Below are 20,958 nucleotides of genomic sequence, written 5' to 3' on the forward strand. Positions count from 1 at the left end.
TCGGAGGCAAACAAATTTGCTGGTGGGATAAAATGGGCGCATACTTAAAGCACGTGTAATCGACACGTGCTTTTTTATTGGAGGACACATGCAGGCTACAGCTGCTCGCCAGAAAAAAACCGTCAGTGTCACCCTTGAGCCAATGCTCGTACAGCAGGCAAAAGACGCTGGGATTAACTTGTCCGCCACGCTGGCAGAAGCGCTTCAGAGCAAACTGAAGGCCAGTGCAGCGGAAGAATGGAAACGACAGAATCGTGCTGGTATTCAGGAGTTGAACCGCATCACTGAAGAGCATGGGTTACTGTCTGACGAATACAGGACGTTCTGATAATGCAATATACCGTTTACCGCAATCCCGGCAACAGCCAGGCATACCCTTACCTGCTGGATATACAGAGCGACATCATTGGCGAGTTAAATACCCGCCTGGTGATCCCCCTTCATCGGCTTAAAAAAGGAGCCTCGGCCCCGGTTGCGCGATTAACTCCGGTCATACAGGTGGAAGGGAATGACGTTATCCTGATGACGCATGAAATGGCTTCAGTCCGCGTGAAGCAGCTCGGTCAGGCGGTCATGGACGCATCTCCGTTCCGGCACACTATCAAAAGTGCGGTGGACTTCCTGCTGGATGGTTTCTGACAGAGATAATGAGCGAGAAAATGATGAAGCAAAATGAACTGCTGGAAGTGGCAAAAGCCATGCGCGATTATATTGATGCCCTCCCTACCGATGTCGTTGCAGCATTACCGGTGATGCCGGGATTTGATCGAGACTGGGCCGACGAAGTCATTTACGAAGCCGAATCCGCCAGCAAATAACCCCCCGTCTGCGCCCGTTTCATCTGAATTCGGGCCGTCACAATCTTTCTGATTTTATTGAGAAAACAGCCTCTTTTTGTCCCCTTTTTTCCTTCGTCAGCAGACTCAGTCGTTCGATAATAAAAACAGACCAACACAACCACTGAGGTGTTTCATGTTAGCGATTATCCCGGCAGCAGGCACTGACAAGGTTTTTAAAACCTCCCTCAAACACGTGCTCGATGAGGACTTCCTGTTTGCAATGGCTTCAAAAGCAAGCGCGACGTACATTTCATCCCATATCAGCGATGACGGTGAGGGCACAGTGTTTTTCAGTCTGAGCGACTGGGATAACCTCAAGCCTTCCTTATCGGCTGATGGCTGGGATGGCGATACGATGCCCGGCTTCATTGATTTGCTGGATGCAATCGCAGCGCAGGGCTATAACACCGTCGAATTCCACATTTCTCACCCACTGGTGGTTGGCGCGGTCTGGTTCACCGATGAGTATTACTTCACGGTTACCCCGCTGGCGTATGACCTTGCCACGCTGGATGGTCAGTTTGTTCTGCCGGATGGCTCTTCCTACCGGCTGGATGACCTTGATGAAGTCAGCTATGACGAAATGACCGACTACTTTGACGGCATTATCGAAGTCGATGGCGATACCATGCTGGGTGTAAAGCGTAACGACGATGACACCGTAAACGTCAGCAAAATCGAAAGCTAACCCCTCCTCCCCGGTGTCGGTATCCGCCGCGCCGGGCTATTTTCCTGCCATCATCCTCTGGAGTGTTTCATGAAAGACCGTTTTTATCTGGTCAGCTTGCGTGACACCGTTGGTAGCAATACCGCTTTTCATAGCCATCACGGCAGAGGTTACAGCACCGATCAGCGTAATGCCCGGGTTTACACCCGCGAGGAAGCACAACGCGCATGGAATACGGGACGGGAGTTTGACCTGCCGGTTGATGCCGATGCAGTCGACCGCCATCTCGTGTTTCATGTTGATCATCAGTTTGTACCGGGAAAAACCATTCTCTCCGAAAGCGCCACCAAATATGTCGGCTTCGTTAATGGCCAATGGGACGGAAACGATCTGTTCTGGCTGGCTGATGCGGGTACTACCACGGATTTTTCCCTTGCCAGAGTTTTTGACTCACCACAGGCAGATAGACCTGATGTCGTCTGGTTACCCCATCACATCCCTGACGCTGCAAAGCGCCCTACCTTCAGTGTTGAGCGGATAGACCGCCGTAAAATGACGCAGGGGGCCGGTCTGCTGATGCCTGCCTGGCTGAAACGCCAAAATCGCCGACAGTCAAAGGGGCTGACTCGCTGGAATTGCCCCGGGTGTGGCCGTATTTCATGGCAACAGAATCCGTATGATTTTGATGGTTGCCGGTTCTGCATATAGTCAACTACCGCGAGAGGCCTCTATGTTCCGATTATTACAGAAGTGGTTAGTCAGGTTTACCTGTCAGGACGATATAGATTGTATGTCGACCCGGCGCTCTGCGGGCGAGTTCTGGCTGGAAATAGATGCCCGTCGTCACTGGATTTTCCTGGACATCGACGGTGTACTCCACCGGGCGGAAAACGGGTCACTGGAGTTTATGCCTGTGCTGGATCACGTGCTGACGCAATGCCCGCAGACGGGAATTATCCTTTCCACAAACTGGCGTACCGGCGTACCCCGGGAGATGGTGCTGAGTCATTTCCCTGCGGGTATACGCGATCGGATTGCTGGACTCAATCCCGATCTGGATGGGCTGGTGAATAACCACGTGCGTTATCACGAATGCATGGCGGTCGTTAAACGGTTCGGCCTACAGCATTACACCTTCGTGGACGATACCGCTCGACTCTTTCCAACTGACTGCCCTGCCCTGTTCCTGACTCACCGGCACGAGGGGCTGAATGCAACGCAGGGTAGCGCTTTGATAGACCGGATTCGGTTAATGAAATGACCGGTTTAAGGCTGAATACAAATTATTAATGAGGATGCGTTATGAATGAAATCCCACAATACGTCTATGACCTGATCGGTATTTGCCTCTTTGTTGGAATGTGGGTCGGAGGCGTTCTGCTTATTTGGTTTATTTTCTCTAATGGAGAGAGCGACGAATAGCCAGGCAACTGGCGCAACTGATGTTGCAGGATGGCCCCAACAATATCTTACCTGCTTACGCTCTGATTACCCGCGCAACGCTTCGTCAGAAGCGGAAAGCTGGGATAATGAATATATCCCGTATACACCAGGCTATCCCAATGAAAATTACTGTGTTTACTGCCCCTGATTGTCCGAAATGTCGCATGACGCTTACCCGCTTTTCTCTGGCTGGGGTGGACGTGAATGAGATCCCGCTGGTGGACAACGCAGATCTCGTTCGCCTGACACAAAATACCGGTGCGCCGCTGGTGGTGGTGGTCAACGATTCGGGCCGTGTGACGGGTTGGGGTGGGTTCCGGCCAGATCTTATTGCGACAACTGCCAATGGCTGGAGTGTCGGGTCACTCGATATCCCCCCGTCGCTGGTTAATCACGTCCTTCACTGAGGTAAACGCCATGCACAATATCTCTGTCGAAATCCCTGCGGCCCTCGGCGTACATCCTCCTTCAGGAGCGGATGTCGTGCTTATAGACGATCTGAATAACGCCCTCGCCGGTGCTGGCTTACCGCAACTGAAGATAGAGCCGATAACGTGGACACCGCCATCAGGCCGACCGGTGATCTACCGGTCTGAGGTTCCCGATATCCTGCGCATTGCAGGTATAAACCCTGACACCTCTGACATGGTGAAAACCTTCTGTTCCGGGCCACTGCCGATTGACGATAACGAGCTGGATGCCCTTCTGGAGATGCGCGAACGGGACGGTCATAGCGAAAGCTTCAGGATCGCGCTCTGTGGGGCGCTGGACGCGATTCTCATTCGACTCTACTCAGCAGAGCGTCAGCTTCGTTGAAACGCCAGTAAAGACGCTGGTGGCCTCATATGAGGTATCAATCGGCTCGGTTCCGTCTCAATAATTTAAAGAGAGCACGGTATATGAGTCCTGAAGAAGAAAAAGTGCTGCATCAGCGGCTGATACAGCTTGGCGATATGATGGGGGATGGCCTGCACTATGAGCGCGACGGTCAATGGATCACCCGGGAGTACAAAGCCACGTTGCGGGCGCTGGGGCTTTTGAAGGCTCCCAAGCGTAAGCATAACCCGACCAAAACACTCGCTGTGGATGAGCGAATGGCACAACGTGTGAAGGACGTAGCCTGTACCCAGTGCGCCGGGAAACTGAAACAGGTGCGCTCCGGGTCTCTGAAAGCGCAATGCACCCGGTGCAAAACCAAGTTCACCCTCCTGAAAACCATTAAGTAACTATACCCGCAGCTGGTGGTCACCCCACCAGCATAAAATATACCCGAAACTGTGACACCTGCGCTTGCCTGCCTCAATGTCGTGATAGCTGACAACCCCCACGAAGAAAACAAACCTCACACCTGCGATCGTCGTGATGCAACGATTTTGTCGAGCCAATTATATGAAGAGACTGTTATGAAAGACTTCCATTTCCTGTATGTCGAACTCCTGGTCGAATTGCTTCGACTGGTCAATTTTCTTCTGCCGTTGTGGTTTGGTAGTTGAAAATAGCAGGTAATACCCGGGCAAGACCTTCCCGTTTTTTTAAAATAAAAGGGCGCACATAGCGCCCTGTCAGAAAGGTATTTTGAAGCAGCAGACTACTTACGAAACTCCCATTGTTTAATCAGCTTTTTGACAAACGTCTCGCCATAGATCTCATGTGACTCCATGTATGCACAAAGCTGTATCAGGGTCATCATGCCATCGCGAAGGGTATCGCATGACTCGTTACGGCAATAGGCCGTGAGTTTGTACATATTCGCCCCGCAAACGTCCGGGTTGTAGAGATTAACAATCAGGCTTGCCGCGAATTTCTTTCTCTCTGCGATAGCGCCCAGATAAGCCAGCTCCCTTTTCAGGTCTTCCGGGATAGGTGTGACAGCACACGCTCGCGGGTTCAGGTTTATCTGGATATGGTCAAAGTCGAGTTCCTGCATTGTCCTGGTTCCTTCTGCTGATATTCGGTATCCGTCTGCCGGGCCACACGATTCTGCATGTAATGCCCTTCATATCACCATTGTACCGGATACCTGCAATTTGCCCCGTAACTACCGGTGCTGATGATAAAAAATATCTTTATTTTGCGAACGATATACACCAGTCCGTCCTGATTTCGTCAGCTGAATTGTGCCGGGTAAGCTGGTTGCCATGTGAGTGACCTAATGGAGAACACCATGCAGCACACTGCAACCACACACCCGCAACCGGCTAACACCGTGAGTATCGTCAGTACGACCTACGGTCAGACGCTGGTGGTACTGAACGGGAAATGTCTCTACTGCGCACCACCAGAGCGAGGAGACGAAGCCCGGCAGCTGGCATCAACCACTGCCGGGGCACTCAACGTGCCGGTCGATGTCGTCCACCTCGATACATTTGCTACCGATACAACCGAAAGCCAGCTGATGGCCCGCTTTGAAAACCAGAATGCCGGGCCGTGGTATAGCCATGCGTTTACCATCGCGTTCAGTGTTGAATACCCGGCGAAGAGTAGCGATGACATTCCACCAGCGGAATTACACCGTGCATTGATGAAGCGGGCCAGAGAGTTTACCGGTGATCTGGATGCGCTGGTGGAAGCCTGCGGGGCATCTTATGACAGTTATCAGATGGGGTAACTCCTGCTGGAAATGACCGCATTCTGCTGGCGTTTTCAATGAGATATCGCCAGCCGCTTTGGTAGAGTTTTCCAGATAGCAAGCGAACATCATAGCCAGTGGCAAGAGGTAAACCTATATGAATTCTGTCTGTCTTGATTACGAGAAAGTGGATTTTCTGGCGAATCTCCTGATCCCCACCCTCGCCAGACACCCCATCAGTAACAGTTTCCCGGAGCGCGGCCTCGCACTTAAGGAAAAGCACCCTGAGCTGGTGGGCTGGCCCGAGCGCAAACTGGGTGAAGTGGAAAATTACCAGAATGCACTGTCCAGACAGCTACCGAGCCTGAACAGCATGTCCTTGCCGGAGTTTATCGACTTCATTCTCACCCCGCATGTCGCGGAGTATGTTCTTGAGCAGGTTGGCACTCCGCTTGCTGAAGAAACCATGCAGCTGTTTATGGCGAAAGTGAAGGCATAACGCGGTTTTCAGCCCCATATACTCCAGATCATAACCGGCCTTAATGGTCGGTTTTTTTTGTGAATTTTCTGCCCCGAAAGCCTTCGTCACCTGCGGGGAGCGTGGTTAACTGGTTATGTAAACAAAACGAACAACACACATAACTACAGGGGTCTACCATGTTAAATCCAGCTATCTGCGCCATGTTCATGTTTCAGGGCTTCCAGCATGAAGTCTCCCGTCTGACCGCATTATCAGTGGCTAATCCTATCCCCCTCACCTTCAACTGTGACAGCGTACAGACAATGATCTGTGAAACGCTGGCTGGTGGCGAAATTGAATGTGCTCACTGGATGTTGGATGCCGCAGAGCAGATCTGTAAAGCCTGCGAACCTGCGTATCAGGCATCTGAAGAACCGGGAGTCTGGTACTACGACATTGCTGAACGTCTGGGCGCTGAAGTGGCCTGCCGTTGCGTAAAAGGTGATATCAGCACTGACCAATTGGTCGCTGTTGCAGTTAACCTCACTGAGTCATGGAACACGCTGAGCGAAGACAGCAATCAGGAGCCTGATTGCGGATCATATGAAAATACCGTCAGGACGTTGGTAGAACGTGCTGATACAGCAGAAGCGGCTTGCGTAGAAGCAGTCAGAATCCTTGATGGTGGTGAGCGGCAGGCGTTATCAAAGGCGATAGCAATTCTTCGCCCTGTGGCCGCAACGTTGCAGTAGATAGTGGCAGAACACCAATACACACAACACTCACTACAGGAAAATGACCATGAAACTCACCGTATCGACTCGCCCGGTAAGAATTGAAGGGAATTATGTCTCTGTCGTCTTTAATCGTTCCCATAACTCCATGCCGGAAACAGCAGAGGTTAAAAATGCCGATCAGGCGCGGGCATTCATCAACGATTACATCGCCCGTAATATCAACGAAACGCCGATGCATCTGGTGCTGACAAAAGAGGGCCGGGCATTTGGCGGGTTCGACGCGCTGAATAGTAGCCTTCCGCCCGCGATTGAATCATCAACCCGTTTGTAATGACTGACTGGTGGCGCTCAGTGAGGAGCGTCACCCGGCATCACGGAGGGAGTTGCAAGAGTTCTGATTAGCCTTTCCTGACCCACGCCCAAAGCATCGCACCCGCCAACACCGTCAGCATCAGAGCAAACACGGAACCAACCAGACTCGCATCGCCATTCTTGCCGGAGTAACCGCAGGTTTGAGATGCGTCACCAACTGCCTGACAAATTGAATCGGGATCAAGTCCCCAGTAGACAAAGGCGAACAAGGCAATTACAGAGATAAACGCTTTAGCGACTTTCGCTTTCTGAATCATCAGAGACACCTCAGTTCGTCAATGCCGGGGAGTTGCCTGTGTGTTATTTCAGGCGGGAATCAAACCGGAACGGAATTTTCTTAACCGTAGCCATCAGGTCAAAGAGTTCAGGGTGTGCCGGATTCAGCAAGTAGTTAAATTCAACCGGAGACAACGCACTTGGAATACGCAGCGCGATAGAAGAACCGCTTTCAGCCCAGTTATCACCGTAGAGCGCCAGCTCAGCAGGAGCATCCTCACTCGCCCAGTTATCAGGGAGACGGCTCATGTCGAAGGTCTGGATCTGATCATCCGGTACATCAAGACTCAGCAGTGTAAAGTCGTCCAGTAACTGCGGCGCGTGAATGTGTACCAGCGTTTCAAGCATGGTAAGGCTGGCCGTTTCAGACAGGTAGACCATTGCAGTGCCTACGCTGTTCCAGCGGCCCCCCGTTTCTTTCGCACCCAGACCAGACCACGCAGTCATCAGATAACGGGTCTTGGTCAGTCGGTAAAGGATCACGAGTATACCCCGTGCTCAATACGCGTAATCAGGCGCATCACTTCAAGCGCACCTGTCTCAGAAGAAACAAGCTCTGCCGGTGATTTCCAGCTCAGACCACGGTTCGCTTCGTTCAGCCATTTGTGCGCCGCTTCTTTGTCACCTTCAAACAGCTCTACAGCGCGTTCAATTACGCGGATAATGCGCACCAGACGTTCGCTCTGATCGGCAGTGAAACGGTCTTTGATGCTACGATTAAACGTCGTATTAGGTATACCCGACATTTTGCGCAGCTCAGACGGCGTGATGTTAGCCCATTCAGAAATGTGCTTAGCTACTGTGCCATCGAGACCGTGATTGATTTTATCCATCAGCGCGATACCGTCATTATCCAGCCCAGCAACCTGCCATAAGCAGTGCTGATTCGTTTTGGTAACGTCTGGAGAAAAAACTTTCATCGTCATAACTAGCCCTCCCATTTGGTAATTCAATTATACCATATGGAACACTAACGGCAATCTTTTAACCATCAGACAACCTCAGCGCCCTTCGTCACCAGCCCCACCTGCCAGATAATAGGTCAATAACGACAAAACTATGACAGGGGGCATCATGCCGAATCTCTTACGTTATGACCAACTGGACTCCTCACGTCAGCCAGCAGCGCGGGCATCAGCCGCTAGTGGCGAATTATGGTGTGCCCGCAACAACGTAAAAAAGCAGGCGGCAGCGTCAAAGGCCGCAATTCACCAGGCAATCAATGATCAGCACCGCATTACCCGGCTGCGAAACACCTTTTCGCTCGCGAAGGATATGCGTGAAAAGCCGGTCGTCTGGATTGAAAAGCGCATCCTCGAAAATCTGTGCATGTTCAATGAGCAGGACGATATGTACCTGTTCACGCAGCAGAACTTTGTCAGCAAACTCTGAACCTCCGGCCCGGCTCGTCGGGCCATTAAAAGGAAACCGATATGACAGACTTCATTGATAAACTGGCAGCGAATGGTGTGGCCTTTACCCTTCAGGACGGACGAATCATCGTTGAAGGCGATCTTCGTGTCGGGTTTACGCTTGAGCCAGAAGATCCGGCAATTCCCTGCGACTATATTCCCGCGAATCTGACCGTGACGAACACCCTGACCATTCTGTCGGGCATTCATAGCATCCCTGCCGGGCTGGTGGCCCGCAATCTGTTTATCAGCTACTCTGAGCTGGAATCTCTCCCTGACAACCTGACCATTACCGGTACGCTCATGGCGAATTCTTCACGTCTTAAGTATCTGCCGGAAAATCTGACGGTGGGCCGCGTTCTGGACATCATGTGTACTGATATCGCCTATCTGCCGGATACGCTGAAAGTAGCTGGCAGTATGATGCTGTCAAACACCCGTATTACCACTTTGCCGGATAACCTGCATCTTGAAGAAAATCTGGCCCTCGAAGCCATGCCGTTGCAAGCGTTGCCAAAAAACCTGAAAGTGGGCCACAGCCTGTATCTGGATGCTGTGGCTCTGAAGCGGATCCCTGAGTGTATATCGTGCCCCGTGATTAACCTGGTTAACCCTGGTAATTTTGAAAATGTCGCGTCAGTCACCGGTATCGGCGGAAAGCCTAACCGCCATGTCTATGCGCTACGTACAGCGCTTGGCGTTCGCGTATGCATGTACGATTTGTCTGTAGACCCGGAAATATTTGGTCTGCTGGTACGTGGCATCTATGATGAACCCACGGCTGAACTACTTGATAAGGCCGCACAACAATGTATTCAGCGTCTGGAGGATATGTATGCTTCTGAAAACGCAGTTCGGCACTGACTCGGGTATGATTTATACCCGGAAGGTGTATCTGCATTACACCGACACTGACGGGCATTCACGCAGCAAGCTGATAAAAGGTTACTACTACCCGGGCGAAGTCCCGGTTGAGTCGTTTTCAGAGCGGGCACTTGCTCCTGGTATGCGCCAGCTGTTGAGTTGCCGCTGCGGCGCAATAAACTGGGTCGCAACTGGTGGTATCAACGAATACCAATGCGACTGCTGCGCAAAGGAAATAACCGTTTACTGACGGTCTGCACGGGGATACCGTTCGACCGGCATACCCATGACAATAAGAGCAGGTGCTAAATGACAAAAGAAGAATCACAATTTTATGCTGGTGCAATCTGGGCCGCATCGACCATTTACCGGATGCATTCTGACTCGGTGGTAGCGAAAGATTTTCTCCGTGAAATTAACGATCTGGATGTGGCAGCAAAATGTGGTGCTGAGTACGACGTTCTCCCATTACGCCTGTTTGTTTTGCGCGATTTACCATTGGGCCACGATGCGGATTATGAAGCCATCAGCTTCGGGCCGGTAGACCGTCACGGCAATATCATCTGCGATCACTCTCAGACTTCGGTCACCGATATCTCCGGCCAGCGAGCGTATGGGGTTTATGCCCGCCGTGCGGGTGAGTCGAATCTGACGCTCATCGACAATCTTGATGATGAAGAAGAAGCCGAACCACTGGCGAAGGTGCTGGCTGAACAGCTCCAGCAAATCAAAGAAGGTCGCTACGATATTTAAGCGTTAGACCACGTACTGCTGGTGGCAATACACTGGCGATTAAGGGGGTTAAGTGACTTAAATGATCCACTGACCTGTCTGTGTAAAGCCTGTTTATCCCAAAGCCGTCTGGTTCACCAGGCGGTTTTTTTATGCCCGGAATAGCAAGCACAACACAAAACGAAACCGATATTATCTTTCTGAAAATACAGGGCTTTTTATGCCCTGGTTTTCTTCGTCACCTGAGTCACTCACCAGATACTGGATACAGAAGCCACAACATGTAACCCGTTATCAGGAGCGACCCATGAAAGCACAAGCTGTTCGTAATCACTCTTTTGGCTCACTGAAGCTCAGCGCAAGCAATGCGGCAGCAGCCGCGCTGGCGCACCCGGTAACCCATTTCTTCATGCTGTTCGCCATCGTGATGTACCTGGTCTATGGCGGTGTAGTACTCGGCATTAAGCCGTAGCATTCCCTGTGGCCGGTCGCCCAACCGGCTTTGCCTCCAACCCTTCTGGAGGTAGTTGTTAACTTCCCCGGTAAACCGGGGATTTTTTTACCCGTAGTTCCAGCGTTCGCCACTGGAGCTAAAACCCACCAGAGCGAATTCCGTAACATAAGCGCTTCTTCTACGTCCGATCAGTACCTTACCCTATGAGCAACCCGTCACACTCTGCTAGCCTTCCTCCCGGAATGAACGACACTCTGATGTCCCTATATATCGAACCGGATATGCCTGGTATCGATGATCTCGTTATAACAATTATTCGGCTTCGGCGTGAGGGCTGGACAGCATCTGAACTGACTTTCCGTATACTTTCGTCAGTTGCATATCAGGTGATTCCTCCAGAGGCGTTTACCGACCCTAAGCATCACCTCCTGAAAGAGTATGTCAGTTTGTCCCGTGAGTTCGGCCTAGTAAGCGGGGCAAGACATAATGCTCACCTCCGTGGTGTCATTCGCAGAGGGATAATGTCGGGAATAGATAGAGCAGAGGTAATACGCCGCGTTCTTTTCTCCCCGCACTATTCAGAACATGAGGAAGATAACCAATCTGATTCGTTCCCTCGTTCGTCGTAACAACCGGGTGGCATTAACGCTTTTTCCCCGAATGTTCCGGTACAAAGCCTTTGGCGTGGTTGAAACAGGATCTGGTTATCCGCGACGGCCTGAACATCAGGAATCCAAAGTTTGTCTACTGGCAGGATATCTCAGAGTCCAGGAAGAAATTCGTGCTTCTCAGGCCCGTCTGGCTTTACTAAATACTGAAATCGAAAAGGAGAATGCTCAGGAGTACGCACGTAACAAAATTCCGGCATCACGGTTGGCTCACTTCAGGCTCTGGTTCACTCGCCGATTTGGTAATGACACATCCCGTTTGATTGAGTCCGTGGACACCTACTGCGAGGAGCAGAATCCAGTAATGGATGAGCAACCGGCTGTATTGCCATTACCACGCGGTCACCTCCCCCATGCAGATATCCGTATGCGCTCCCCGAGCTTCCGCCGAGAGGTTAGCGTTCGCGATGTGCATGTCCAGTCTCAGTTCCGTGAGTTGGTGGATAAGAATTTCGGAAGCCTGTGCGCGGTATCGGGCAAACACCTCAACGGTGTGCTGGAGGCAGCACATATTGAACCAACATCCGTAGCAGGCTGCTATAACGCCAGTAACGGCATTTTGCTATCACCAACATTCCACAGGCTGTTTGACACAAACATGATGGGTATTGATCCTGATACACTACAGATTCACTTCGCCAGCGGTATAGAGTTCCCTGAGTATGAAGGGGTCTGTATAAAACCGTTGTTCTACAATCTGGATAAAAACAGGCTCGGGGCAAGATGGCTTGAATTTAAAGTGAAATCACCTGCGGAGTAAGCCCTCTCCCCTCTTCCATCTCCCTGCCCTATCCAATCTATTTATTGGAAAGGCATAGCAGCATGGAGATAAGTAGCACACAAGTAACTCACCGATAATTCACATAAAAACCATATCAAAACAAATCAATCAGTTTATCGCATTTCCTAGCGCACTTTTAATTCACATTTTATGGACTTTTAATCCAATCCTCTCCTGTTCACTTTGAATTTAAGTGATATCAGTGAATGATAAGGTACGAATAATTCACTAAATAACAACTATGTAAATTCAACAGCATAAAAACCAGAGCGCTATCTTCGGACTGGTTCCAGTAATTGATGGTTTGAGTCCGGCCCGCATGTCATACTGATTTATATCTTTCGTGTAGCCCTGCGGTAGGCACGATTTCATCCCAATACATCCAGTGGCATGTGACTATATGATCGACCAAGCAGAGTTAATGAAGAGTGTTTTAGCGGTTCTGCAAGCCAGAAACGTGTCATTATCAGAGAGCCCTACGCGAATTCTGATGATGCTTCCAACACGGTTACGCGTGAATGTCACTGTAATCGATGCTCAAAATGAACCGTTAACCGCGACACTGATGCTGGATCAGGAAGGTCAAGTGACCTGTAAGCTGGCAACAGACCCCGCTGATACCGTCGTTGATATCAGTCGATATAGAGTATGATTTAAATCTTCGCGTTCCAGCCAGCCGTTCCCAGCTTCGTTGTAGAATATTGCAATAAGCCAATCCCCAGCCAGCCCTGTAATGTAACCGAAGAAAATCGTGCGCAATGCGCACGTAAAAATGTCTGCCCGCTACGCGGGCAATCGCCGTCCAAAAGCTTCGCTCTCAAGCGAAGCAGGCACGGCATGTAAATTCGAATAGAGCCCTCACGGGGCGATTAGGCGAATTCGCGGCCCGCTAGGGCAAAGTCTCAAAGCGTATGGGGGTTAACACCCCCAAAACGCTGTGGAGACTGTTGTGGCTTTTCGGAACTACGATCCCGAAGTACTGACTAAGGGTTGCGGCTGCCACCAGCCCGGCTATCAGGCGACCCAACAATTATTTCTCCGTATCACTTCGTCACCTGCTCAAGGTGATTGAAAATAGAATCACAATTAGAAAGCGGGGAACACACAATGAACACTCAGACAAGAATCAAATTGAAAGGCCTCAAAATCTATACTGGCATGAGCCAGGAAACAGTCTGCTTTAACGCTACTGTCCTCTTCGACGGGCTGAGCATAGGTACAGCTGATAATGATGGGCATGGTGGCGAAACTCGCGTACTGTTCGAACCAGGAAAAAAAGAGCTGCTCCGCCAGGCCGAATCATATGCGAAGGGTCTTCTGCCAATCTGCCTTGGCGAACACAATGGCAAGCCATTTCTCATAGACTCAAACCTGATTGAAGTAATCGACCAGCTTGTCAGTGACGAGGAGCGTAACCGGAAAACTAAATCAAGTTTCAAGAAGGTTTACCGCAAGAAAATCTGCGTCTTACGCGAAGGTAGACTTTGGACAGTGGGCTACAAAAGCCAGGCTCAATACGCTTCATACATCGCACAAATCAAAAAAGAACATGGCCCTGATATCGTTATCCTGGACGATTTGGAACATGATGAAGCTTTCGAGCTGTACAGTAAGCACTTATACGCCTGACCATCAAGCGTGGTAGAATTGGATAATTCTAGCGCAGAGGATCACTATGAAAGTTAAAGAGCTTATCGCCCAGCTTCAGCTACACGACCCTGATGCTGTTGTCGTAATTGCCGGATTTGAAACCCAGAGTACTGGACTGGTTGCCGAGGCCGATACTATTAAAGAATGCGTGACAGTTCCTGTCCAAGCGGACAGCATGACGGGTGACCGTTCGTTGGCAAAGGAGGGTTCACCTTCTGTCTGGTTGGGATGGGGGAATGATTACCGCACGGAGTTCTTCGTTAGTGCCATCAACGACCCGGACGAATTAGCCTAACTATATCGAATACCCAAGAGCCTCTACTTCAGAGGCTTTTTTATTTGATGGGTCTTACGGGAAACCTTGTCATTCATTTACCAATAGTTGCAGGGCGTATCCTCCAGCGCTAAGTCACTTAACCCCCTTAATCGCCAGCCAGCATCTCCGGGTTCTGCCCGACCCGTGGATTACTTAACACCCTTAATCGCCAGTCAGCCTCTCCGGGTTCTGCCCGTACCGTGGGTCACTTAACCCCCTTAATCGCCAGCCAGCCTCTCCGGTTTCTGCCCGTACAGTGGGTCACTTAACCCCCTTAATCGCCAGCCAGCCTCTCCGGTTTCTGCCCGTACCGTGGGTCACTTAACCCCCTTAATCGCCAGCCAGCATCTCCGGGTTCTGCCCGACCCGTGGGTTACTTAACCCCCTTAATCGCCAGTCAGTCTCTCCGGGTTCTGCCCGCCCCGTGGATTACTTAACCCCCTTAATCGCCAGAAGAGAAAGATGATGTGTCATTGAACTGCATTTCGAGATCGCAAAATGAAGAAAAAACAAAATAGAATGTTAGCGTCTCAATCTGATTGCCGTTACAATTATACGCATAGAGCGTCATTTTACGAATTATACGTAAAGTATACGCATATGCGTTTAAATTCATAATTCAGGTTTGAGGGTATGACGAGAATGAATCTAATAGATAAAATTGCCCTTGTCGGGCAACGCATGAAGTCCGAACAAATTTCATTGAAAGAATCGTTACTGGCTTCTTCCCGGGTATCTGTATCAGATGACAGTGTGGAGGGGGTAGATCGCCTTATCTATAACCACTGCCTGAATAAAAAAAATCTCTCCGACTTCTTTGGAAAATCTCGAGTTACCTTCAATAAAATTCTCGCTGATCTCGAAGAAAAAAGGCTGGTGGGTCAACCTATTTATCAGAACAAAAACCACCTTTATACCCGCTGGGATGTCCAGAATATTATGGATGCCCTGGGTTATCCGCGCTATAGAGATTACTACCAGAGCCGAACAATCATTGTTCAGAATCATAAAGGTGGGACAGGAAAAAGCACGACCTCAGTGGCTCTGGCTGTAGCAGCAGCACTTGATCTCCAGTTGAATGCCAGAGTTTTAGTAATTGAATGGGATCCGCAAGGCTCTATTGGTAGCGGTATGATTCAAAGCGTATCTGAAGACGACGTATTCCTGACTGCAATCGACGCAATCCTGGGCGTGTATGAAGAAGGTTCTGAATATAAAAAATACCTCGACATGGGTTACTCTGAGGCTGAAATCATTGAGAATATGCCGTTCTCAACCCATCTGCCAAATCTTGATGTAATTACTGCGTTCCCAACCGATGCGAGATTCAAAGATAAATACTGGCAGTGCAGTAAAGAAGAGCGCACTCAGTTGTTGCTACGATTCAAAGAAGTGATAATGCCAGTCCTGAAAGCTAAGTATGACCTTATTATCTTCGATACCCCTCCAGAAGACTCGCCAATTATCTGGGCCGCTGATGAGGCCGCTGACGGTATTCTTGTCGCAGTTTCTCCGCGAGAATACGACTATGCATCCACAACTGATTTTATGCTGACGATCAGTGAGCGATTCCGTCAGTCTCCCAATAAAGGTGAAAATATTAAATGGTTTAAAGTACTGGCCGTTAACGTCGATGATAAAAGCCCATACGAAAAAATAGTCCTCGATAAGTTAATTCGAACCGTTCAAGACCTGTTTATGGCAACCAATATCAAAAACTCTGAAGCATTCAAAGCAGCTGCGTCACGGGGTAGGTCGGTTCTCGATATTAAGAAATCTGAAGAGTTATGTTCACCAAAGCAGCTGGATATTGCCGAAGAATCCGTAATGTCCGTATATCAACAGTTTATTAATGAGATAAAGAGTTTTTCAGCGAAGGAAGGAGTTAACGCATGAGTGATGAACAGCATATCGGAAACGATAAATCGCGTTATCTAAATACGCCAAAGCGAACCGATGTAGGCCACCGTTCCGGGTTAGCTAACCTTAAGAGTCCCCCTCGCATTAAGAAACTCTTTACCCTTCATAACGGGCGAAAACTTGAAGCTGAGCACGTCACTGTAGCAGCTGAAAATGTCGCTACTGAGACCGCCGTTCACCCAATGAACCCGCGAAATCAGGAAGCGCTTACCACAAACGCAGTACGAGATATCCTGCAACAAATTGAGTCAAGGGGTGTTGATACTGAAGGTGTTGCCGTTAAACGTGATGGCGTGTACCTGCTTATTGAAGGTAGCCGCAGACGTTTTTGCTGTATTGCGGCTCAAAAAGATCTGCCTTTATGGGTGCTACCAGATGATCTATCAGCTGAGGACATCAAGGCGATTATTACCGCTGCACAAACATCACGCCGATTCTCATACCGAGAGGTTGGGCTTCAGTATCTGGAACTAATGCAGGAAAAAGGATTCACCAAAAATGAAGAGCTTGCCCTCTTTCTTGGCATAAGCCATGTGTCAGTCTTTAAACGTATTCAGGCGGCGCGTATTGACGGTTCGTTGATAGCTCTGTTCCCGGATTATGAAGGTATACCAAACTCCTTCTACAGCCGGTTGTCCAAACTTCAGAAATACGTAGAGAGCAACCTTTTCATTCTTGCAGATGTAGTTGATAGGGTGAAAGAAGAAATTGCTAATCTGGACATCAGTGACATCCCGGAAGCGCAGAAAATTGTCATGGCGCAGATCACAAAGGCGGTTGAATTACTCGATCAAAAGCCACCTGCAAAAAGTTGGGAAACCCGTGATCTGGCTAATTTTGCTAATAAGGACAAATACGCCCGTATCAGCAAAAATGCATCGGGCCGTAAAGTTCGCTTTGAATTTAACCGAATGAGTACCGAGCTCATGGCAGAAATTGAAGCATTTATTACGGATAAACTGAGTAGCGAAAAATAACAATTCGCCATTGCTTGATTATCGAAACTGCACCTCCTGGTGCAGTTTTTTTTTGGCCGCAAACCTATTCGTCAGGAGGAGACACCGGTTGATAATAGGAAAAAAACAGCTCATGAGGTGGCTATGCTTTCGGAAAAAATTGTAACCCTGTTTTCAAATGACGCATTAAAGCGTTTCACGATTCTTGAGGCTTACGCCGAGCTAAAACGTCAGGGTACTTTTAGCGTTTTCCTTTCGTTCATCGATCCTCGTACTGATTGTCTCGTAGAGGGTAACTTTCAATTCTACCCGAACCCCGTTAAGACCTACTCAAACATGGGAGTATGCTATCTCACTGAACATCTTGGGCTAACGTTAAAAATCCCAAGCTCTATGGAATGGTGGGCTACACATGAAAAGTCAACATTTCATAACCAAGACATCACCTATCTGAAGGAGGGTGAATACGTAAAGGCAACCATTAAACTGGAAATAGGCTCGCGGATCAGAGTTCCTAATGCGTTCGAAGTTGCCCCTTCCATGTGAACTTAAGGCATATCAAAGTAAATTACTGACGAGGACGGCTATGGCACTCACGATAAAAACAGAAACACTAAAAGCTACCACAAGCCCAACATTTGAGGCTTTACGTAATCGTTATAGCCACCGTAGTTCTGACGATGAGATTGCCGTCGATCCGCTATGTTTATCTCGGGATGATCTGAATGAACTTTTACAGGCATGTCGTGGTGATGGAGAGTCAAAAAATCGACGAGCTCTTGAATCGATCATCACTGCACTGGAAGGTGATTTCGATAAGCCTGTGAGCAGTTTTCCGGCATTCGGTCGTGTGTTACTACAGTATCTGAAGTCAAATCGAATTGATGGCTGGATATACCGACGCGGTCATGACGGCAACCTGTACCCCGGTCTTGTTACAGCAATAAAAGAAGTAAAATCAGAAAAAAACTCTGACCGTCCCCCATCACTATTGTTACAAATCAGCTGGTATGGGTTCGGCGAATATTCGCACTCCAAAAAGGTTTACGGAACCCAGCTTACCGCCCTGAATTTCGAGCCTAATGAGGTGGCGCGGCGCAGTGTCGCTAAGACACTGGCCGACCGTGATATCTACCATGAAACGCATGAGCTGAAACAAGAGTACCTGGAACAACTAACGCGGTTTAAGGAAGTGGTCGACGGGCAATTTGGCAATCAGTTTAAAGCAACCGGCAGGGCTGTCAGAATGGAATCGTATAGCTACAGCGACCGGAATCTGGAAATAGCAGGGCATAAACTGATACACGATTTGCCTGATAGTGAGTGCGATGCCTACGGTGCAGAAGTGGAGTCGCCTCTTTTTGAAGATGACCAGTTTGGCCTTTTACCCGAAATTCCTGTGCAGCGTTATTTTGATCTCTCGCTGCAAGACTTTATCTGGATACATGCCAATAACGTAGAACCATACAAGTATGATAAAGAACTGCCAAAAAAGATGGTTTTGCCGGAAGACCACCGTGATTTACTCGATATACTGACCACGGATATCAGCGCTTTCACCAGCGATATTGTTGAAGGGAAAAGCGCGGGTAACATCATCATGTGCGTGGGCTCACCCGGACTTGGGAAGACATTAACTGCTGAAGTGTATGCAGAGGTCATTGAACGGCCCCTGTACTCAATTCATGCTGGCGCACTGGGAACCAACGCCGATGACATTGAGAAAAATCTGCGGACGATTCTGACCCGGGCTAAACGCTGGAACTGTGTCCTGCTTCTGGACGAAGCCGATGTGTTTGTCATGCAGCGTGGAGCATCACTGACTCAAAATGCCATCGTTGCGGAGTTCCTCCGTACACTGGAGTATTTCGATGGGTTGATGTTCATGACAAGCAACCGGGGTAGTGACATCGATGAGGCTATCATACCAAGATGCGCTGCAATCATTCACTATGATGTGCCGGAGAAATCAGATGCCCAAAAGATCTGGAAGATTATGGGTGAGAACTTTGGCGTGAACATTCCTGATGAACTGGTCAGATCACTTGTAAACACTTACCCAGAACTTCCACCACGTGACATCAAGATGTTGCTACGGCTCACGTTGCGAATGAGCGTGAAAGAGCAGGGGAGTGGTAGCATCCCGACACTGGATATTGTGCGGAAATGCGCGATGTTTCGTGGGATAGAACGAAAGGGAAAAGAAAAAGCCCTGTGATAACGATGCCGGGTTCGCCCGGCATACAACCTGCTGGCCCAGCCCAAAGCAATCCGAGTTCTTCAGCAAAAGCAGCAGCGTGTCGGAAATAACTGTGTTATAACAATTCAGGTGATCATGATGAGAAGTTGATAACAATGTTTAAGCTAAGTCCCATAAGAAAAAAAACAAACAAGCTGCATAAACTCCTTAATAACGGCTATCGTTTCGTAATCATGCATGAAGATGAAATTATTGAACCCTTCCGCTACGAAATAGAAGCCAGACGAAAACTATTCTTTGGCAGAAAACTCCTTTCTATTTCCGACCTCATCGACTCAATAAACGATAGTGTAAAAACCCAAGCAAAACGCGCCCCTTAACTATTCGTCACCTGAATAACTCCAGCTATGATAAACATTATTATCAAGCTTAAAGGTGATACTTATGAAACCGTTTGGGATTTTCTATTCAGTAGAAGGCTGCACTTGTTCACTGTGCCGCTCGCGTGGCTATCGTAAAAACAATGCATACGATAGATCTCTTCGTGTAAGCAAACACCGCGCCCGTCAGCAGGCCAAGCGTGAAATCCGCTCCGCCGTATTCAGCATCGACAATTAAGAAAGGTTGATGATAAATAAGAAGAATAACGAGGATAACAAATGACTGATGAAAACCAAATAAAGGTGCTGTTTTGCATTCTGCGTCGTCGATTCGTGGATTATGTCCCTGAGTTTGAAAACTGTGTAGAAGAACGGGAAGTCATCAATGAAACGCCGAAGGGTTACCGTATGTCCGTCTCCTACGGCACATCAGTTTACCTGCACGCGGATTATGAGTTTTTCGAATCACGTCAGGCAGCGTATCAATGGTGCGCCCGCCGTGTGACCGCTAGCATTGAGAAGATGAAACAAAAAATGCAGGCGGCAGAAGCAACAAAAATAAAACTGATAGAAGCATCCGGGAACTGTGGCGAATAAGATGACACCACGTCAAATTATCCTCTCACATATTACAGCTGAGAAAGCACTCCCACGAGGAACGCTGATCTGGTTATTCTACGAGAATGCCGATGATTTAATCAGCCTGAATGAAGTGGGCGATAATCTTGAAAGGTGGCATCAACGAGTTGGGTCGCCTGAAGAAATTCAGGTGATACTGGATATGCCTGATGACGATTCAGAAGTCTGGCTATTCAGCCCAACAAAATTATTCTCCCCACGGGTAAAAACCCCCGTTCTGACAGCCAGAGATAGGGCAGTTGCTCGCTATGGCGTTTCTCGCGTTATGACGGCGGAGAAAGTTGTTTTTCTGTATTCAGGGTATCTTCTGCACCTCTATAGACAGGCATATGGTTTCACCGGCCCTGCGCCTGAAGTTCGGGTCAACTGGAGTGCCAAACATTCATGGGGCGGCAGGAGCTCAATCACTATTTCACCATCGTCCATTTATCCTGACAGTGATACACCGCGCTATCGCTACCATGAGTAGGTAATGACTCCAACTTATTGATAGTGTTTTATGTTCAGATAATGCCCGATGACTTTGTCATGCAGCTCCACCGGTTTTGAGAACGACAGCGACTTCCGTCCCAGCCGTGCCAGGTGCTGCCTCAGATTCAGGTTATGCCGCTCAATTCGCTGCG

32 protein-coding genes are annotated in these 20,958 nt (G+C 49.1%); 27 read left to right on the top strand and 5 right to left on the bottom strand.

The genetic code is table 11. From position 1 onward, the window contains the following. Positions 1–88: 88 nt before the first annotated feature. From OGX67_RS00180 to OGX67_RS00220, 9 genes are all read left to right on the top strand, one after another. Positions 89–328: a type II toxin-antitoxin system CcdA family antitoxin gene (locus OGX67_RS00180; RefSeq protein ID WP_007372285.1), complete on the top strand. Its 240-nt coding sequence runs from the start codon at positions 89–91 to the stop codon at positions 326–328. Positions 329–330: 2 nt separating this feature from the next. Continuing rightward, complete coding sequence (locus OGX67_RS00185) at positions 331–639, top strand: CcdB family protein (RefSeq protein ID WP_007372286.1); 309 nt, start codon at positions 331–333, stop codon at positions 637–639. 20 nt (positions 640–659) lie between these two features. Continuing rightward, positions 660–818: a hypothetical protein gene (locus tag OGX67_RS00190; protein ID WP_016241558.1), complete on the top strand. Its 159-nt coding sequence runs from the start codon at positions 660–662 to the stop codon at positions 816–818. 154 nt (positions 819–972) lie between these two features. Further along, positions 973–1,527, top strand: coding sequence for a hypothetical protein (locus OGX67_RS00195; RefSeq protein ID WP_007372288.1), 555 nt, complete (start codon positions 973–975; stop codon positions 1,525–1,527). A 69-nt stretch (positions 1,528–1,596) separates the two neighbouring features. Continuing rightward, positions 1,597–2,214: a hypothetical protein gene (locus tag OGX67_RS00200; protein WP_007372289.1), complete on the top strand. Its 618-nt coding sequence runs from the start codon at positions 1,597–1,599 to the stop codon at positions 2,212–2,214. A gap of 22 nt (positions 2,215–2,236) precedes the next feature. Further along, positions 2,237–2,767, top strand: a complete 531-nt coding sequence (locus tag OGX67_RS00205; RefSeq protein ID WP_016241557.1) for an HAD domain-containing protein — start codon at positions 2,237–2,239, stop codon at positions 2,765–2,767. A gap of 301 nt (positions 2,768–3,068) precedes the next feature. Beyond that, entirely contained in the window at positions 3,069–3,356 is a 288-nt protein-coding gene (locus tag OGX67_RS00210; protein ID WP_016241556.1) for a glutaredoxin family protein, read from the top strand. 10 nt (positions 3,357–3,366) lie between these two features. Then, the gene (locus tag OGX67_RS00215; RefSeq protein WP_007372292.1) at positions 3,367–3,765 is read left to right on the top strand and encodes a hypothetical protein; all 399 of its coding nucleotides are present in this window, start codon (positions 3,367–3,369) and stop codon (positions 3,763–3,765) included. An 83-nt stretch (positions 3,766–3,848) separates the two neighbouring features. After that, complete coding sequence (locus OGX67_RS00220; RefSeq protein WP_007372293.1) at positions 3,849–4,175, top strand: hypothetical protein; 327 nt, start codon at positions 3,849–3,851, stop codon at positions 4,173–4,175. 362 nt (positions 4,176–4,537) lie between these two features. Here OGX67_RS00220 and OGX67_RS00225 read toward each other — a convergent pair whose 3' ends face one another. Next, the gene (locus OGX67_RS00225) at positions 4,538–4,876 is read right to left on the bottom strand and encodes a hypothetical protein (protein ID WP_007372294.1); all 339 of its coding nucleotides are present in this window, start codon (positions 4,874–4,876) and stop codon (positions 4,538–4,540) included. A gap of 237 nt (positions 4,877–5,113) precedes the next feature. Here OGX67_RS00225 and OGX67_RS00230 point away from each other — a divergent pair, with 237 nt between their 5' ends. The 4 genes from OGX67_RS00230 (at position 5,114) to OGX67_RS00245 (ending at position 7,046) form a co-directional block, all read left to right on the top strand. Continuing rightward, a complete protein-coding gene (locus OGX67_RS00230; RefSeq protein ID WP_007372295.1) occupies positions 5,114–5,557 on the top strand; it encodes a hypothetical protein in 444 nt (147 codons plus the stop codon). A gap of 118 nt (positions 5,558–5,675) precedes the next feature. Next, positions 5,676–6,017 carry a hypothetical protein gene (locus tag OGX67_RS00235; protein WP_007372296.1) on the top strand — a complete coding sequence of 114 codons (342 nt, stop codon included), beginning with the start codon at positions 5,676–5,678 and terminating at the stop codon, positions 6,015–6,017. Positions 6,018–6,175: 158 nt separating this feature from the next. Continuing rightward, positions 6,176–6,730: a hypothetical protein gene (locus OGX67_RS00240; protein ID WP_007372297.1), complete on the top strand. Its 555-nt coding sequence runs from the start codon at positions 6,176–6,178 to the stop codon at positions 6,728–6,730. A 49-nt stretch (positions 6,731–6,779) separates the two neighbouring features. Further along, the gene (locus OGX67_RS00245) at positions 6,780–7,046 is read left to right on the top strand and encodes a hypothetical protein (protein ID WP_007372298.1); all 267 of its coding nucleotides are present in this window, start codon (positions 6,780–6,782) and stop codon (positions 7,044–7,046) included. Between the two features lie 67 nt (positions 7,047–7,113). Here OGX67_RS00245 and OGX67_RS00250 read toward each other — a convergent pair whose 3' ends face one another. Genes OGX67_RS00250 through OGX67_RS00260 form a run of 3 tightly spaced genes read right to left on the bottom strand, consistent with a single transcriptional unit; the run spans position 7,114 to position 8,283 of the window. Next, a complete protein-coding gene (locus OGX67_RS00250) occupies positions 7,114–7,344 on the bottom strand; it encodes a hypothetical protein (RefSeq protein ID WP_007372299.1) in 231 nt (76 codons plus the stop codon). 43 nt (positions 7,345–7,387) lie between these two features. After that, positions 7,388–7,846 carry an RES family NAD+ phosphorylase gene (locus OGX67_RS00255; RefSeq protein WP_008786589.1) on the bottom strand — a complete coding sequence of 153 codons (459 nt, stop codon included), beginning with the start codon at positions 7,844–7,846 and terminating at the stop codon, positions 7,388–7,390. After that, a complete protein-coding gene (locus tag OGX67_RS00260) occupies positions 7,843–8,283 on the bottom strand; it encodes an Xre family toxin-antitoxin system antitoxin (protein WP_007372301.1) in 441 nt (146 codons plus the stop codon). Before OGX67_RS00260 ends, OGX67_RS00255 begins: the two co-directional genes overlap by 4 nt. A 154-nt stretch (positions 8,284–8,437) precedes the next feature. Between OGX67_RS00260 and OGX67_RS00265 the strand changes: the two genes are divergently transcribed. The 14 genes from OGX67_RS00265 (at position 8,438) to OGX67_RS00330 (ending at position 20,804) form a co-directional block, all read left to right on the top strand. Continuing rightward, positions 8,438–8,755, top strand: coding sequence for a hypothetical protein (locus OGX67_RS00265; RefSeq protein WP_016241555.1), 318 nt, complete (start codon positions 8,438–8,440; stop codon positions 8,753–8,755). A gap of 41 nt (positions 8,756–8,796) precedes the next feature. Then, on the top strand, positions 8,797–9,639 hold the full coding sequence (locus OGX67_RS00270) for a hypothetical protein (protein WP_007372303.1): 843 nt from the start codon (positions 8,797–8,799) through the stop codon (positions 9,637–9,639). Further along, positions 9,611–9,889, top strand: coding sequence for a hypothetical protein (locus tag OGX67_RS00275; protein WP_007372304.1), 279 nt, complete (start codon positions 9,611–9,613; stop codon positions 9,887–9,889). Before OGX67_RS00270 ends, OGX67_RS00275 begins: the two co-directional genes overlap by 29 nt. A 59-nt stretch (positions 9,890–9,948) precedes the next feature. Beyond that, positions 9,949–10,392, top strand: a complete 444-nt coding sequence (locus tag OGX67_RS00280) for a hypothetical protein (protein ID WP_007372305.1) — start codon at positions 9,949–9,951, stop codon at positions 10,390–10,392. A 286-nt stretch (positions 10,393–10,678) separates the two neighbouring features. Next, complete coding sequence (locus OGX67_RS00285) at positions 10,679–10,843, top strand: hypothetical protein (protein WP_007372306.1); 165 nt, start codon at positions 10,679–10,681, stop codon at positions 10,841–10,843. A 567-nt stretch (positions 10,844–11,410) separates the two neighbouring features. Next, positions 11,411–12,253: an HNH endonuclease signature motif containing protein gene (locus OGX67_RS00290; RefSeq protein ID WP_007372307.1), complete on the top strand. Its 843-nt coding sequence runs from the start codon at positions 11,411–11,413 to the stop codon at positions 12,251–12,253. 1,128 nt (positions 12,254–13,381) lie between these two features. Then, the gene (locus OGX67_RS00295; RefSeq protein ID WP_032951151.1) at positions 13,382–13,903 is read left to right on the top strand and encodes a hypothetical protein; all 522 of its coding nucleotides are present in this window, start codon (positions 13,382–13,384) and stop codon (positions 13,901–13,903) included. 46 nt (positions 13,904–13,949) lie between these two features. Continuing rightward, entirely contained in the window at positions 13,950–14,219 is a 270-nt protein-coding gene (locus tag OGX67_RS00300) for a hypothetical protein (RefSeq protein WP_008786584.1), read from the top strand. Between the two features lie 663 nt (positions 14,220–14,882). Then, positions 14,883–16,136 carry a ParA family protein gene (locus tag OGX67_RS00305; protein WP_007372312.1) on the top strand — a complete coding sequence of 418 codons (1,254 nt, stop codon included), beginning with the start codon at positions 14,883–14,885 and terminating at the stop codon, positions 16,134–16,136. Further along, complete coding sequence (locus OGX67_RS00310) at positions 16,133–17,137, top strand: ParB family protein (RefSeq protein ID WP_007372313.1); 1,005 nt, start codon at positions 16,133–16,135, stop codon at positions 17,135–17,137. The genes OGX67_RS00305 and OGX67_RS00310 overlap by 4 nt, the downstream gene beginning before the upstream one ends. A gap of 39 nt (positions 17,138–17,176) precedes the next feature. Further along, entirely contained in the window at positions 17,177–17,662 is a 486-nt protein-coding gene (locus OGX67_RS00315; protein WP_172745723.1) for a hypothetical protein, read from the top strand. 40 nt (positions 17,663–17,702) lie between these two features. Continuing rightward, the gene (locus OGX67_RS00320) at positions 17,703–19,334 is read left to right on the top strand and encodes an AAA family ATPase (RefSeq protein ID WP_008786582.1); all 1,632 of its coding nucleotides are present in this window, start codon (positions 17,703–17,705) and stop codon (positions 19,332–19,334) included. A 641-nt stretch (positions 19,335–19,975) separates the two neighbouring features. Beyond that, positions 19,976–20,293, top strand: a complete 318-nt coding sequence (locus OGX67_RS00325) for a hypothetical protein (protein WP_007372316.1) — start codon at positions 19,976–19,978, stop codon at positions 20,291–20,293. A 1-nt stretch (position 20,294) separates the two neighbouring features. After that, positions 20,295–20,804 (top strand): hypothetical protein, encoded by a 510-nt coding sequence (locus OGX67_RS00330; protein WP_032951339.1) that lies wholly within the window; start codon positions 20,295–20,297, stop codon positions 20,802–20,804. Positions 20,805–20,818: 14 nt separating this feature from the next. Here the strand turns inward: OGX67_RS00330 and OGX67_RS00335 are convergent. Continuing rightward, a partial coding sequence (locus OGX67_RS00335; protein WP_241161214.1) for an IS1 family transposase occupies positions 20,819–20,958 on the bottom strand: 140 nt, incomplete at its 5' end.

Origin of the sequence: Citrobacter sp. Cf118 (assembly GCF_030334095.1) — a bacterium.
In the GTDB taxonomy this organism is placed as follows: domain Bacteria; phylum Pseudomonadota; class Gammaproteobacteria; order Enterobacterales; family Enterobacteriaceae; genus Citrobacter; species Citrobacter freundii.